Genomic DNA, 15,677 nt, shown 5'->3' with positions numbered 1-15,677 from the left:
ATCTGGATCAAGCTGAAAATTGAAACGACACACAGTTAATGTGTGTTCGAGTCTCTCAAATTTTCGCAAATCGATGATGAATCGAAAGAAACATCTTCGGGTTGTGAGGTTAAGCGACTAAGCGTACACGGTGGATGCCCTGGCAGTCAGAGGCGATGAAGGACGTGCTAATCTGCGAAAAGCGCCGGCGAGGTGATATGAACCTTTGACCCGGCGATGTCCGAATGGGGAAACCCAGTGTGATTCGTCACACTATCGTTAACTGAATACATAGGTTAACGAGGCGAACCGGGGGAACTGAAACATCTAAGTACCCCGAGGAAAAGAAATCAACCGAGATTCCCCAGTAGCGGCGAGCGAACGGGGAGCAGCCCAGAGTCTGAATCAGCTTGTGTGTTAGTGGAACGGTCTGGAAAGTCCGACGGTACAGGGTGATAGTCCCGTACACGAAAATGCACAGGCTGTGAACTCGAAGAGTAGGGCGGGACACGTGGTATCCTGTCTGAATATGGGGGGACCATCCTCCAAGGCTAAATACTCCTGACTGACCGATAGTGAACCAGTACCGTGAGGGAAAGGCGAAAAGAACCCCGGCGAGGGGAGTGAAAAAGAACCTGAAACCGTGTACGTACAAGCAGTGGGAGCACCTTCGTGGTGTGACTGCGTACCTTTTGTATAATGGGTCAGCGACTTATATTCTGTAGCAAGGTTAACCGTATAGGGGAGCCGAAGGGAAACCGAGTCTTAACTGGGCGTTAAGTTGCAGGGTATAGACCCGAAACCCGGTGATCTAGCCATGGGCAGGTTGAAGGTTGGGTAACACTAACTGGAGGACCGAACCGACTAATGTTGAAAAATTAGCGGATGACTTGTGGCTGGGGTGAAAGGCCAATCAAACCGGGAGATAGCTGGTTCCCCGAAAGCTATTTAGGTAGCGCCTCGTGAACTCATCTTCGGGGGTAGAGCACTGTTTCGGCTAGGGGGCCATCCCGGCTTACCAACCCGATGCAAACTACGAATACCGAAGAATGTTATCACGGGAGACACACGGCGGGTGCTAACGTCCGTCGTGAAGAGGGAAACAACCCAGACCGCCAGCTAAGGTCCCAAAGTCATGGTTAAGTGGGAAACGATGTGGGAAGGCACAGACAGCCAGGATGTTGGCTTAGAAGCAGCCATCATTTAAAGAAAGCGTAATAGCTCACTGGTCGAGTCGGCCTGCGCGGAAGATGTAACGGGGCTAAACCATGCACCGAAGCTGCTGCGGCAGCGACGCTTATGCGTTGTTGGGTAGGGGAGCGTTCTGTAAGCCGTTGAAGGTGTCCTGTGAGGGATGCTGGAGGTATCAGAAGTGCGAATGCTGACATAAGTAACGATAATGCGGGTGAAAAGCCCGCACGCCGGAAGACCAAGGGTTCCTGTCCAACGTTAATCGGGGCAGGGTGAGTCGACCCCTAAGGCGAGGCCGAAAGGCGTAGTCGATGGGAAACAGGTTAATATTCCTGTACTTGGTGTTACTGCGAAGGGGGGACGGAGAAGGCTATGTTAGCCGGGCGACGGTTGTCCCGGTTTAAGCATGTAGGCGGAACGATTAGGTAAATCCGGTCGTTTATTAACGCTGAGGTGTGATGACGAGGCACTACGGTGCTGAAGTAACAAATGCCCTGCTTCCAGGAAAAGCCTCTAAGCATCAGGTAACATCAAATCGTACCCCAAACCGACACAGGTGGTCAGGTAGAGAATACCAAGGCGCTTGAGAGAACTCGGGTGAAGGAACTAGGCAAAATGGTGCCGTAACTTCGGGAGAAGGCACGCTGATATGTAGGTGAAGCCCCTGCGGGTGGAGCTGAAATCAGTCGAAGATACCAGCTGGCTGCAACTGTTTATTAAAAACACAGCACTGTGCAAACACGAAAGTGGACGTATACGGTGTGACGCCTGCCCGGTGCCGGAAGGTTAATTGATGGGGTTAGCGGTAACGCGAAGCTCTTGATCGAAGCCCCGGTAAACGGCGGCCGTAACTATAACGGTCCTAAGGTAGCGAAATTCCTTGTCGGGTAAGTTCCGACCTGCACGAATGGCGTAATGATGGCCAGGCTGTCTCCACCGAGACTCAGTGAAATTGAACTCGCTGTGAAGATGCAGTGTACCCGCGGCAAGACGGAAAGACCCCGTGAACCTTTACTATAGCTTGACACTGAACACTGGTCCTTGATGTGTAGGATAGGTGGGAGGCTTTGAAGCGTGGACGCCAGTCTGCGTGGAGCCGCCCTTGAAATACCACCCTTTAATGGCTGGTGTTCTAACGTAGACCCGTAATCCGGGTTGCGGACAGTGTCTGGTGGGTAGTTTGACTGGGGCGGTCTCCTCCCAAAGAGTAACGGAGGAGCACGAAGGTTAGCTAATCCTGGTCGGACATCAGGAGGTTAGTGCAATGGCATAAGCTAGCTTGACTGCGAGAGTGACGGCTCGAGCAGGTGCGAAAGCAGGTCATAGTGATCCGGTGGTTCTGAATGGAAGGGCCATCGCTCAACGGATAAAAGGTACTCCGGGGATAACAGGCTGATACCGCCCAAGAGTTCATATCGACGGCGGTGTTTGGCACCTCGATGTCGGCTCATCACATCCTGGGGCTGAAGTAGGTCCCAAGGGTATGGCTGTTCGCCATTTAAAGTGGTACGCGAGCTGGGTTTAGAACGTCGTGAGACAGTTCGGTCCCTATCTGCCGTGGGCGCTGGAGAATTGAGGGGGGCTGCTCCTAGTACGAGAGGACCGGAGTGGACGCATCACTGGTGTTCGGGTTGTCATGCCAATGGCACTGCCCGGTAGCTAAATGCGGAAGAGATAAGTGCTGAAAGCATCTAAGCACGAAACTTGCCCCGAGATGAGTTCTCCCTGACCCTTTAAGGGTCCTGAAGGAACGTTGAAGACTACGACGTTGATAGGTCGGGTGTGTAAGCGCAGCGATGCGTTGAGCTAACCGATACTAATGAACCGTGAGGCTTAACCTTACAACGCCGAAGCTGTTTCGGCGAAGAGAGACAGAAGATTTTCAGCCTTGATACAGATTAACAGAATTTGCCTGGCGGCTTTAGCGCGGTGGTCCCACCTGACCCCATGCCGAACTCAGAAGTGAAACGCCGTAGCGCCGATGGTAGTGTGGGGTCTCCCCATGTGAGAGTAGGGAACTGCCAGGCATCAAATAAGTAGAGGCCATCCGCAAGGATGGCCTTTTTGCGTTTCTACGGCGCACAAACAAATCCCCCAACTCCTTGCTTATACGGTAAACTACCTCCGTTTTTGCATCAGGATAGCGTCTATGAACCACTCCCTTAAACCCTGGAATACCTTTGGCATTCAACGGAATGCTAAACAAATTGTACGTGCCGATACTGCACAGCAGTTGCTGGATGCATGGCAAAGCGCAACAGAAAATAACGAACCCGTACTGATTCTGGGCGAAGGAAGTAATGTCCTGTTTCTCGACGATTTTGCCGGAACGGTGATCGTCAACCGCATCATGGGAATTGATGTGGAAGAGCGCGTTGATAGCTGGCATTTGCACGTAGGGGCCGGAGAAAATTGGCATCATCTGGTGCAATTTACCCTTGAGAAGGGGATGCCAGGCCTCGAAAATCTTGCACTGATCCCAGGTTGTGCTGGATCGTCACCCATTCAAAACATCGGTGCCTACGGCATCGAACTGAAACACGTCTGCGAATATGTCGATTGTATTGAACTGGCGACCGGAACGGCTCAGCGCTTGACGGCCAAACAGTGCCGTTTTGGCTACCGCGACAGTATTTTCAAACATGAATACCAGGATCGCTATGTGATTGTGGCCGTTGGTCTGCGTCTGGCGAAAAACTGGAAACCTATCCTCACCTATGGTGATTTAACACGTCTTGACCCAGCCACTGCAACTGCACGTGAGGTGTTTGAGTCTGTTTGCCATATGCGAATGACCAAACTTCCCGATCCAAAAGTGAATGGAAATGCCGGGAGTTTCTTCAAAAACCCAGTCATTAGTGGTGAAAATGCAAAAGTATTTCTCGCTGGATGGCCTGCTGCACCACATTATCCGCAAGCTGATGGCAGCGTGAAGCTGGCAGCGGGCTGGCTCATCGATCAGTGCCAGTTAAAAGGTGCCACGAAGGGCGGGGCTGCAGTGCATCGTCAGCAGGCCCTGGTTCTGATTAACCAGGGCAATGCGACCGGCAGCGATGTTGTGCAGCTGGCACACCATGTCCGTCAGTGCGTGGGCGAAAAATTTAACGTCTGGCTGGAGCCAGAAGTTCGCTTCATTGGCCGCACAGGTGAAGTGAATGCCGTGGAGACCATTGCGTGAAGGATAATACCATCCCGTTAACACTGATTGGCATTCTTGCCGACGGTGAGTTTCATTCTGGCGAGCAGTTGGGTGAGCAACTCGGCATGAGCCGTGCCGCCATTAACAAACACATCCAGACCCTCCGTGACTGGGGTGTGGATGTCTTCACGGTTCCCGGAAAAGGATATAGCCTGCCGGAGCCAATCCAATTGCTGAATGAAGAAGCGATCCGTAACCAGATTGGATATGGCAATGTTGCGGTGCTGCCAGTGATTGATTCGACGAACCAGTATCTTCTGGATCGTCTGCCTGAGATGAAATCCGGAGATGCCTGTGTTGCGGAGTATCAGCAGGCTGGTCGTGGTCGTCGTGGCCGCAAATGGTTCTCGCCATTTGGTGCCAATCTCTATCTGTCCATGTACTGGCGTCTTGAGCAGGGGCCTGCTGCCGCTATTGGCCTGAGTCTGGTTATTGGCATTGTCATGGCAGAAGTTCTGCACGATCTGGGTGCTGATAAAGTGCGCGTTAAATGGCCTAATGATCTGTATCTGAACGATCGTAAGCTTGCAGGTATCCTGGTCGAACTGACAGGAAAAACAGGCGATGCGGCGCAAATCGTTATTGGTGCAGGCCTCAACATGGTGATGCGCAATGTACAAAATGATGTGGTGAATCAGGCCTGGACTAATCTTCAGGAAGCGGGGATCGTCATCGATCGTAACACCCTCGCCGTGCGTATGATTAAGGAATTGCGCAGCTCACTCATCCTCTTTGAACAGGAGGGACTGGCACCCTTCCTGTCTCGTTGGGAAAAGCTGGATAATTTTATCAACCGCCCGGTGAAATTACTGATTGGTGATAAAGAGATCTACGGAACATCCCGTGGCATTGACGCACAGGGGGCGTTGCTCCTGGAGCAGGATGGTGTGATCAAGCCGTGGGTGGGCGGTGAAATTTCACTGCGAAGTGCTGAACAACCGGAATGAGTTAATTATGCGAAAACCCGTCTGCGCTACGCTAGCTGTGATGATGAGTTTGCTCTTCTCTCCTCTCTCTCAGGCGAGTCAGGCCTGGGAAAGTTATAAGGCACGCTTTTTCAAACCGGAAGGTCGCATTGTCGATACCGGCAATGGTGACGTTTCGCATACGGAAGGCCAGGGTTTCGCCATGCTGATGGCGGTGGCCAACAACGATAAACCCACGTTCGATAAGCTCTGGCAATGGACAGACAGTCAGCTTAAAAACAAAGAGAACGGCCTGTTTTACTGGCGTTATAACCCCGCAGAATCCAACCCGGTCACCGACAAGAACAATGCCTCAGATGGCGATGTGCTGATTGCCTGGGCACTGTTAAAAGCCGACGCGCGCTGGCATGACAAACGCTATAGCGCTGCATCGGATGCAATTACAAAAGCACTGATTAATCACAACGTGATCCGCTATGCGGGTTATCGGGTCATGTTGCCCGGTGTGCAGGGGTTTAAACTTGACGGTAACGTGATACTGAACCCTTCCTATTTCGTGTTTCCGGCGTGGCAGGCCTTTGCCGGGCGCAGTCATTTACCGGTCTGGCGTGAATTAATTAAAGATGGAGAACGCCTGCTGGGGAAAATGGGCTCGGGTAAAGCGAATCTGCCACCTGACTGGGTCTCTCTGGCGTCGGGTGGCAAGCTGACTCCCGCCAAAGGTTGGGCTCCGAGGATGAGCTACGATGCGATTCGTATTCCGCTGTATGTGGCCTGGGCTGATAAGCAAAGCCCATTGCTGACGCCGTGGCGAGTCTGGTTCGGTCAATTTCCCCGGGAACAAACTCCCGCCTGGGTTAACGTCACCACTAACGAGTATGCACCCTACATGATGGAAGGGGGCCTGCTGGCAGTACGTGATTTAACGATTGGACAGTCTTCCACAGAACCCGAAATCACCTCAAATGATGATTACTATTCAGCAAGCCTGAAGATGCTGGTGTGGATCGCCCAACAATAATCTGAGCATTCCCTCTCCCACAGGGAGAGGGAAACAATGCCATTTTACTGCGGATAAGGTACCCAATCACCGCCGTTCAGGCGAACGTAAGGTTTGTTCTGGTACTGAATCACCACTGCGTTGGCGTTCTCAGAGACTTCTGCCGTTTGCGGCAGATTGCTGGTGAGCTGATCCCAGTTCACGCTGTCTTCAACAAACAGCTTCCCGTCAACGGCACGGGCAACCAGCTCGGAGATCGCCAGATAGCTGGTTGGCTGGGTGATTTCAATCGGTGCGCCCTGATGCGGAGCCTTCATACCAAAGAATTTAATACCTGCAGGCACGTTGGTAATGGACGGGCTTGGGATATCACGCAGACCTGACACCTGCATCCTGTCGCCTTTCAGCGCGCCACCGTGTTCAGGTACCACAACCACCATCACTTTACGGCCTGATTTTTCCAGCTCCGTAAAGAATGCGTCCAGCTCGTCGAAGAGTTTCTGCGCACGCACCTTATAGTCTGCCGTTTTGCTCACGCCCGGGAAATGGTTACCGTCGTGAAGCGGCAGGGTGTTAAAGAATGTCGCACTGCGAGGATTATTATCCTTTTCGATGGTCTGCAGCCAGCGTTGCAGCACGGCGGTATCGTCATAAACAGGTGAACCGTCGAAGCCCAACAGAGAAACCGGCAGACCCGTTTGATCCATCAGCGGAGCCTGCATTCCCCCTTCCTGACGTACCTCTTTCAGGAAATCACCAAACACACCGTTATGACCCAGCATCAGATGCTGTGTAAAGCCCAGTTTTGCCAGGTTATCGAACAGATAGCACTGGTTTCCGGCCGGTTGATACAGGTTTTTATGTGATGGCTGGCCGCAGCTTGCGCGCAGCAGACGAATTGCCGCCGGGCCGCTGTACGAGGTTGCAGAGTTGAAATCTTTAAACTGAATGTCGAAATGTGACCACAGCGGATGCGACATCAAACCTGCAGCATCCACATCTGCCCAGGAGAGTGAACAGATGTTGATCACCAGCAGTTCAAAGGGCTGAGCATCTGCCGGTAGCGCATCCGGGAACTTAGTCTGTCGCTTATCTTCCGCGGTATAGAAGCTGGAAAGCCAGGCGTTCAGGTTAGTGGAGGTCGGTGGTGCGGTCTGAGTAGGGATATCTCCCACCACAGGCGTCTCGCTCGCCGTCGCGACGGTTGCCGCCGCACTGCCGCCGGTGGTGGTGACGGTTGTTGTCGGTTGACCCGCAGGCCACAGAGAAAAACCGGGGCCTGCAAGCGTCAGCACGTTAAGCCAGATCATAATGGCGACGACAAACACCGTGACGCGGATCCACTGTGACAGAAATAGCCATGCAACCAGCAGCACAAAGACGGCACCAATCATCTGCCAGTTAATAAAGCGCTCGGTCAGGTCAAGGACATAGCTGGCGCTAAACCCGGCCACCTGCGATCCCTGGCTCATAATGCTGTCTGGCCCCGGTAGCCAGGTATCATGCCAGAACAGTGCAAAGCCGACAGGAATGGCCACCCAGTGGCGTAAGCGATGCAGCCTGATATTTGGCAGAGGCATCAGCAGGAAGGCCATAAACACCAGGTTGAGAAGAGGATGGAAATTCAGATAGCCTGCCCACAGCAGACCAAACTTCACCAGAAAGTAGAAGTTCCAGCCAGAAAGGCCGCGCCAGTATTGCCACAGTGGCGAGGGTGACGAAGCGGTATAGGTAGAATTAGTCATGTTTTCGGTCTGCCTTGACGTGTGATGCCCGTGTCAGTGTTCCGGCTGGTTTTACATAGCGAGGTTTTACAAACAGTATTCTGGCCGTATCGCGGATACGACGCAGTGAATGGCGCGCGTAGTAGCCAAGCGGGAAAAAGATCAGCGCGCAGAATACGACCAGTTGAATGATATCGCTGATACTCATGATGGTGCGTTCTCCCCATTCTCAGTTAATAAGCGAAGGGGTTCCGGAACCCGACGCCAGACGTGTCCATCATGTCTGGCATTGAGAATCGGTTTAACCTCACTCTTGATAACGAGCGGTTTAACCCATTGTTCAGGCTTGAGGGCTCGCATCTGCACCAGCTCTGCACTGATAGAGTTATCTTCGAACCAGATCATACGGTTAGAGAAAATATCCCCGGTTGGCAGGGGGAAGATGTGGTTAAGCGCGGTATCAAGATCGTTTACCCGACAGAAGGATAAAAACAGTACCAGACGATTGTCGCCAATGGTCATGATGTCCCCAGTGCGGTTCGGGCGGCATAACGTGAGAGCCTGTTCAACGCGAATACCAGGTACAGGGCGCAGGGCAACCATGACCCCTTTTCCGTCTGCCGGAAGCAGCGTGTTATTCATCATGTTGCTGACGGCGTCGCAGAAAGTATCCCATTTTTGGTATCCACGCAGTTTCATCGGCTGCGTCATTGAGAGCAATGTGGCTACATCTTCCGGGACATGGCGGCTGAACTGCTGGCCCTGAACGCTTTCGATAAGCGTCAGGCAGCGGGACAACGGCGCATTCCATGGAATGACCATATTGGCACCGCAGCCCAAAAGCAGACGCTCATCTGTGGCGCGCAGGCTGGTATTGTTTTCACGCACGATTATTTTTAATGCGCTTCCGCGCTGGCGGCGTAAGGTGTGGATTTGCCTGGCCAGCGTCTCAATCTGGTTATTCTGCATCAACGAGAACACAATCGTTGCTGCCTGCGTTGTGCGGGCTTCATGAAAAAGCGCTTCGTTAGATTCAAACAGTGACCAGTTTTCTGACAGAGCAGGTGCTCCCTCTAAAACCGCAATATGGCTCAAAATACGTTTTTCATCACTACGTGGTTGCACCACGGTTTCTTCCTGCTTTGCCAGGTGCCACTTACCCTCGATATGTTTAAGGGTCAGCTGTTGCCTGGCGCTCACGCCTTTTCAGGTAATGGTGCCAACTTACTGATTTAGTGTATGATGGTGTTTTTGAGGTGCTCCAGTGGCTTCTGTTTCTATCAGCTGTCCCTCCTGTTCAGCTACTGAAGGCGTGGTGCGTAACGGTAAAAGTACTGCCGGACATCAGCGCTATCTCTGCTCTCACTGCCGTAAAACATGGCAGCTACAGTTCACTTACACCGCTTCTCAACCCGGTACGCATCAGAAAATCATTGATATGGCCATGAATGGCGTCGGATGTCGCGCCAGTGCACGCATTATGGGCGTTGGCCTCAACACGATTTTACGACACTTAAAAACTCAGGCCGCAGTCGGTAAACTCACGCATACAACCGGGCAGTGACGTCATTGTTTGCGCGGAAATGGACGAACAGTGGGGTTACGTCGGCGCTAAATCACGCCAGCGCTGGTTGTTTTACGCGTATGACAGGATACGGAGGACGGTTGTGGCGCACGTATTCGGTGAACGCACGTTGGCCACGCTGGAGCGTCTTCTGGGCCTGCTGTCGGCCTTTGAGGTCGTGGTATGGATGACGGATGGCTGGCCGCTGTATGAATCACGCCTGAAGGGAGAACTGCACGTTATCAGCAAGCGATATACGCAGCGCATTGAGCGGCATAACCTGAATCTGAGGCAGCATCTGGCAAGGCTGGGCAGGAAGTCACTGTCGTTCTCAAAATCGGTGGAGCTGCATGACAAAGTCATCGGGCATTATCTGAACATAAAACACTATCAGTAAGTTGGAGTCATTACCCCGGATTGGGGCCAGGAATGCGCAAGTTCACAGTAAATCTACTCAGTTTATCGCTTGGCCTGGCATTGATGCCGTTGGCTCAGGCCGCTAACTCTCCGCAGCAGAGACAACTGCTGGAACAGGTTCGGCTGGGTGAATCAACTCAGCGTGAGGATTTGGTTCGACAGTCACTCTATCGCCTTGAGCTGATTGACCCGAACAACCCTGACGTCATCGCCGCACGCTTTCGTTACCTGCTTCGTCAGGGTGATACCGCTGGTGCGCAAAAAGAGCTTGATCGTCTGAAAGGGATCGCACCGGGCTCCAGTGTTTATCAGTCATCACGTAATACGATGTTGCTCTCCACCCCTGATGGCCGCCAGCAGCTACAGCAGGCCAGATTGCTTGCTACGACGGGGCACACTCAGGAGGCGATTGCCGCCTATGACAAGCTGTTTGACGGCAACCCACCGAGTGGCGATCTGGCGACGGAATACTGGAATGTCGTGGCGAAAGATCCTGCCCGCCGTAATGCAGCGATTAACCAGCTCAAGAAAATAAATACCAGCAGCCCCGGAAATACGCAGCTGCAGGCGACGCTGTCTCAGCTTCTGTTCCAGAGCGGACGGCGCGATGAAGGCTTTGCGGTGTTGCAGGAAATGGCCAAATCCACCAATGGCCGCAATCAGGCGTCAGATTTGTGGTATGAGCAGATAAAAGGCCAGCCTGCCAGCAGCGCCAGCGTGAGCGCGTTGCAAAAATATCTGAGCGTGTTCAGCGACGGGGATAATGTCACGGCGGCACGCTCACAGCTTGAAGCACAACAAAAACAGCTTGCTGACCCGGCGTTCCGTGCGAAAGCGGAAGGGCTGGCCGCGGTGGATGCCGGACAGAGCGGTAAGGCGGTAGCTGAGCTGCAAAAAGCCGTCAGCGCCAACCATGCCGACAGTGAGGCGGTGGGAGCCCTGGGGCAGGCTTATTCCCAGAAAGGCGATCGCGCCCGCGCAGTGGCACAGTTTGAAAAGGCGATTGCCCTCGATCCGCAGAGTGATAACCGGGGTAAATGGGACAGTTTGCTGAAGGTCAACCGTTACTGGCTGCTGATCCAGCAGGGGGATGCGGCGCTGAAGGCGAATAACCCGGCGCAGGCAGAGCGTTACTATCAGCAGGCGCGCAATATAGACAATACCGACAGTTATGCCGTACTGGGGCTGGGAGATGCCGCAGCCGCGCGTAAAGATAACGACGCGGCAGAACGTTATTATCGCCAGGCGTTACGTATGGATAGCGGCAACAGCAATGCGGTTCGCGGACTGGCCAATATTTACCGCGCGCAGTCGCCGGAGAAAGCTTCGCAGTTTATCCAGTCGCTGTCTGCCAGCCAACGCCGGAGCATTGATGATATTGAACGTAGCCTGACCAACGAGCAGCTTTCAGCCCAGGCAGAACAGCTGGAGAATCAGGGTAAATACGCCCAGGCAGCAGAAATTCAGCGTCGCCGTCTGGCACTCTCTCCTGGCGACGTGTGGATAACATACCGACTGTCGCGCGATCTCTACAGCGCGGGCCAGCGTAGCCAGGCGGATACCCTGATGCGTCAGCTTGCCAGCCAGAAACCGTCTGACCCGGATCAGGTGTATGCCAGCGGGCTGTATCTTTCCGGAAACGATCAGGACCGGGCTGCCCTGGCGCATCTGGACACGCTTCCGCGTAACCAGTGGAATAGCAACATTCAGGAACTGGCCGACCGCCTGCAAAGCAACCAGGTGCTGGAAACCGCCAACCGCCTGCGCGACAGCGGCAAAGAGAAAGAGGCAGAAAATCTCCTCCGCCAGCAACCGACCTCCACTCGTATTGACTTAACCCTGGCAGACTGGGCTCAGCAGCGCGGCGATCTTAATGAGGCAAAAACGGCTTACAGTGCCGTGTTGCAGCGTGAGCCGCAGAACGAGGATGCGCTTCTCGGTCTGACTGAAATTTACAGTGCGCAAGGTGACAAGGATGCCGCGCGCGCCGAGCTGGCAAAATTGCCAGCCGCACAAAATGGTCAGCCGTTATCGCTCAATATGCAACGCCGGATTGCGATGGCGCAGGCCGGTCTGGGTGATTCCGCTGCCGCAGAACAAACATTCAACAAAATCATCCCGCAGGCGAAATCGCAACCCGGCTCCATGGAAAACGCGCTGGTGTTACGTGATGCTGCGCGTTTCCAGGCACAAAACGGCCAGCCTCAGCAGGCGCTGGATACCTATAAAGATGCGATGGTCTCGTCTGGCATCACGACAACGCGCCCGACCGACAACGACAGCTTCACCCGTTTGACGCGTAATGACGAAAAAGATGACTGGCTGAAGCGCGGCGTGCGCAGTGATGCCGGTGATTTGTACCGCCAGCAGGATGTTAACGTCACACTGCAACATGATTACTGGGGCTCCAGCGGTACGGGTGGTTATTCTGACCTGAAAGCGCACACCACCATGCTGCAGGTTGATGCCCCGCTCTCTGATGGACGTATGTTCTTCCGCAGCGATCTGGTCAATATGGACGCCGGATCGTTTGAGACGAAGGACGGGAAGTACGATCCGACCTGGGGTACCTGTTCTGCAACACCGTGTAGTGGCAACACCCATCAGTCAGACAATGGCGCGAGCGTCGCCGTTGGCTGGCAGAATAAAACCTGGGCGATGGATATTGGTACCACGCCAATGGGCTTTGATGTCGTCGACGTGGTGGGTGGTGTCAGTTACAGCAGCGATCTGGGGCCTATCGGCTATACCGTTAACGCCCATCGCCGGCCAATTTCCAGCTCTCTGCTGGCCTTTGGCGGGCAAAAGGACACAAATACCGGCACCACGTGGGGTGGCGTACGCGCTACGGGTGGTGGTGTGAGTATCAGCTATGACAAAGGTGAGGCGAACGGCGTCTGGTCGAGCCTGAATGCGGAAACGCTGACGGGGAAAAATGTGGAAGATAACTGGCGCGTCCGCTGGATGACGGGTTACTACTACAAGCTGATTAATCAAAACAATGAGCGCCTGACGGTCGGCGTCTCCAACATGCTGTGGCACTACGATAAAGATCTGAGCGGATACTCTCTGGGTCAGGGCGGCTACTACAGCCCGCAGGAGTATGTCTCCTTCGCCTTGCCGGTGACCTGGCGTAAACGCACGGAAAACTGGTCCTGGGAGTTGGGTGGCTCGGTATCCTGGTCTCACTCAAAAACCAAAGACGGCATGCGTTATCCTATCCAGAGTCTCATCCCGGATAACCAGGTGGATGCCAATGGTGACCCGATGTATACCGATAAGCATAATCCCGAAACGGGCAGCAGCTCTTCGGGTACGGGTTATACCGCACGAGCCATTATCGAACGCCGGGTGACCTCCAACTGGTTTGTAGGCATGGGCGTGGATATTCAGCAAGCGAAAGACTATACCCCAAGCCATGCGTTGCTGTATGTACGCTACTCTGCTGCAGGCTGGCAGGGCGATATGGACTTACCGCCGCAGCCGCTTATCCCTTACGCGGACTGGTAATCGGATTTTCCTTAATCCATTTGTAAGTCTCTCTTAATAGCGTAGCAATCGGGTATACTCAGGCGCGCCAGGTTTACACCCTGGTGCGCCCTGCGCTTCGAGTTTTGTGGAGAGTCATTTTGCGTGTCAGCCGTTCTTTAACGATCAAACAGATGGCGATGGTGTCTGCCGTCACCATGCTGTTTGTCCTGCTCTTTTGCGTAATTTTGCTGTTTCATTCTGTACAGCAGAATCGCTATAACACGGCTTCGCAGTTAGAAAGTATCGCCCGCTCGGTGCGAGGCCCGCTCTCCGCCTCTATTCTGAAAGGGGATATTCCCGAAGCGGAAACCATTCTGAAACGCATTCAGCCGGCCGGTATTGTGAGCCGGGCCGATGTTGTATTGCCCAACCAGTTCCAGGCGCTGCGGATGAGCTTTATCCCGGAACGCCCGGTCCCAATGATGGTGATGCGCCTGTTTGAACTGCCGGTGCAGATTTCACTGCCGGTCTATTCGCTTGAGCGTCCTGCTAATCCGCAGCCGTTGGCCTATCTGGTCTTACAGGCGGACTCATACCGCATGTATAAGTTCGTCATGAGCTGGGTAGTTACGTTAGTGACCACTTGCTTACTTATGACGCTCATTCTGAGCGTCGCGCTGACCTGGTGTATCAACCGGCTGATCGTCCATCCGTTGCGCCATATTGCCCGGGAGCTGAACACGCTCTCTCCGCAGGACCAGATGGGTCATCAACTGAAGGTACCGCGTCTTCATCATGACGATGAAATTGGTATGCTGGTGCGCAGTTATAACCTCAATCAGCAGCGAATCCAGCGCCAACAGGATGAGTTAAGCAACAGCGCCACCCGCTTCCCGGTGTCCGAGCTTCCCAATAAAGCCTTTTTGATGGCAATGCTGGAGCAGACCGTTGCGCGTCAGCAAACCACGGCGCTGATGGTCGTCGCCTGCGAGACCCTGCAGGACACGGCTGGCGTGCTCAAGGAGAGCCAGCGCGAAATACTGCTCCTGACGCTGGTGGAAAAAGTGAAGTCTGTTATTGCTCCTCGCATGGTACTGACCCAGGTCAGCGGTTATGACCTGGTCATTATTGCCAACGGTGTGAAAGAGCCCTGGCATGCGATCACATTAGGTCAGCAAGTACTCACTGTCATTAATGAACGGTTGCCTGTTCAGGGTATCCAGCTTCGTCCAAGCGCCAGCATCGGCATCGCGATGTACTATGGCGACTTGACCGCGGAACAGCTATATCGTCGCGCGTTCTCGGCGGCGTTTACCGCCCGGCGCAAAGGGAAAAATCAGATCCAGTTCTTCGACCCGGAACAGATGGAAAAGGCGCAACAGCGCCTGACCGAAGAGAGCGACATTCTGACCGCGCTGGATAACCGCCAGTTTGCCCTCTGGTTACAGCCGCAGGTGAACTTGCTGACGGGAGAAGTGAAAAGCGCTGAGGCATTACTGCGTGTGCAGCAGCCGGATGGCTCATGGGAGTTGCCGGAGGGGCTGATTGAGCGGATCGAATCCTGTGGTCTGATGGTCACCGTCGGTTACTGGGTGCTTGAAGAGTCCTGCCGTCAGCTAGCTGCCTGGCAGGAGCGCGGGGTAACGCTGCCGCTGTCGGTCAATTTGTCAGCTCTGCAGCTTATGCACCCGACCATGGTTTCAGAGATGCTGGAGCTGATCCATCGTTACCGAATCAAGCCTGATACGTTAACCCTGGAAGTCACTGAGAGCCGACGCATTGACGACCCTAATGAGGCAGTCGCGATCCTGAAGCCGCTGCGCAATGCCGGCATTCGCATTGCGCTGGACGATTTTGGCATGGGATACGCCGGGCTACGCCAGCTTCAGCACATGAAGACCCTCCCGGTGGATGTGCTAAAAATTGACAAAGCGTTTGTCGACGGCCTGCCGGGCGACAGCAGCATGGTGCAGGCCATTATCCAGATGGCGCGCAGCCTGAATCTGCATCTTATTGCCGAGGGAATTGAAACCGAAGCGCAACGCGTCTGGCTGGCAGAGGCGGGCGTGGAGAGCGGACAAGGCTTCCTTTTTGCCCCTGCTGTTCCTTCGGATGTCTTTGAACAACGATACCTTTCTGGCCCTGACAATAACGCAAAAGTGTAATTTTGTTGCTGGCTTGTGCGAGTCAGCTCAAAGTTCTTAAC

8 protein-coding genes, 2 rRNA genes and 1 pseudogene are annotated in these 15,677 nt (G+C 53.9%); 8 read left to right on the top strand and 3 right to left on the bottom strand.

Annotated features, from left to right (window positions below; all coding sequences use genetic code 11):
- The first annotated feature begins 107 nt into the window (after positions 1-107).
- From ACLHV8_RS21090 to ACLHV8_RS21070, 5 genes are all read left to right on the top strand, one after another.
- Positions 108-3,011 (top strand): 23S ribosomal RNA (locus tag ACLHV8_RS21090).
- 70 nt (positions 3,012-3,081) lie between these two features.
- Positions 3,082-3,197 (top strand): 5S ribosomal RNA (gene rrf / locus ACLHV8_RS21085).
- 122 nt (positions 3,198-3,319) lie between these two features.
- A complete protein-coding gene (gene murB, locus ACLHV8_RS21080; protein ID WP_208595327.1) occupies positions 3,320-4,348 on the top strand; it encodes a UDP-N-acetylmuramate dehydrogenase in 1,029 nt (342 codons plus the stop codon).
- Positions 4,345-5,316, top strand: coding sequence for a bifunctional biotin--[acetyl-CoA-carboxylase] ligase/biotin operon repressor BirA (gene birA / locus ACLHV8_RS21075; protein WP_208595328.1), 972 nt, complete (start codon positions 4,345-4,347; stop codon positions 5,314-5,316). Before murB ends, birA begins: the two co-directional genes overlap by 4 nt.
- Before the next feature lie 7 nt (positions 5,317-5,323).
- A complete protein-coding gene (locus ACLHV8_RS21070) occupies positions 5,324-6,316 on the top strand; it encodes a glycosyl hydrolase family 8 (protein ID WP_410377026.1) in 993 nt (330 codons plus the stop codon).
- A gap of 44 nt (positions 6,317-6,360) precedes the next feature.
- On the opposite strand, the gene bcsG is transcribed toward ACLHV8_RS21070, so the two are convergent.
- The 3 genes and pseudogenes from bcsG to bcsE form a co-directional block, all read right to left on the bottom strand.
- Positions 6,361-8,040, bottom strand: coding sequence for a cellulose biosynthesis protein BcsG (gene bcsG / locus ACLHV8_RS21065; protein ID WP_028018363.1), 1,680 nt, complete (start codon positions 8,038-8,040; stop codon positions 6,361-6,363).
- Positions 8,033-8,230, bottom strand: coding sequence for a cellulose biosynthesis protein BcsF (bcsF, locus tag ACLHV8_RS21060; protein WP_028018362.1), 198 nt, complete (start codon positions 8,228-8,230; stop codon positions 8,033-8,035). The genes bcsG and bcsF overlap by 8 nt, the downstream gene beginning before the upstream one ends.
- Positions 8,224-9,225, bottom strand: a pseudogene (bcsE, locus tag ACLHV8_RS21055) (cellulose biosynthesis protein BcsE); the annotation flags it as partial. The pseudogene bcsE and the gene bcsF, both read right to left, overlap by 7 nt.
- A gap of 58 nt (positions 9,226-9,283) precedes the next feature.
- Between bcsE and ACLHV8_RS21050 the strand changes: the two are divergent.
- The 3 genes from ACLHV8_RS21050 (at position 9,284) to hmsP (ending at position 15,636) form a co-directional block, all read left to right on the top strand.
- Positions 9,284-9,980, top strand: a protein-coding gene (locus ACLHV8_RS21050; protein ID WP_174491968.1) for an IS1 family transposase whose coding sequence is annotated in 2 segments (ribosomal slippage) — positions 9,284-9,537 and positions 9,536-9,980 — 699 coding nt in all. Because the reading frame shifts where the segments join, the coding sequence is not laid out codon by codon here.
- A 32-nt stretch (positions 9,981-10,012) separates the two neighbouring features.
- Complete coding sequence (gene bcsC, locus ACLHV8_RS21045) at positions 10,013-13,510, top strand: cellulose synthase complex outer membrane protein BcsC (protein ID WP_410377025.1); 3,498 nt, start codon at positions 10,013-10,015, stop codon at positions 13,508-13,510.
- A gap of 119 nt (positions 13,511-13,629) precedes the next feature.
- Positions 13,630-15,636 (top strand): biofilm formation regulator HmsP, encoded by a 2,007-nt coding sequence (gene hmsP, locus ACLHV8_RS21040; protein ID WP_028018355.1) that lies wholly within the window; start codon positions 13,630-13,632, stop codon positions 15,634-15,636.
- Positions 15,637-15,677: the final 41 nt, after the last annotated feature.

The organism is Enterobacter sp. CPE_E863 (assembly GCF_046521465.1).
Taxonomy (GTDB): Bacteria; Pseudomonadota; Gammaproteobacteria; order Enterobacterales; family Enterobacteriaceae; genus Enterobacter; species Enterobacter adelaidei.
This window is presented reverse-complemented; position numbering and strand designations above follow the sequence as displayed.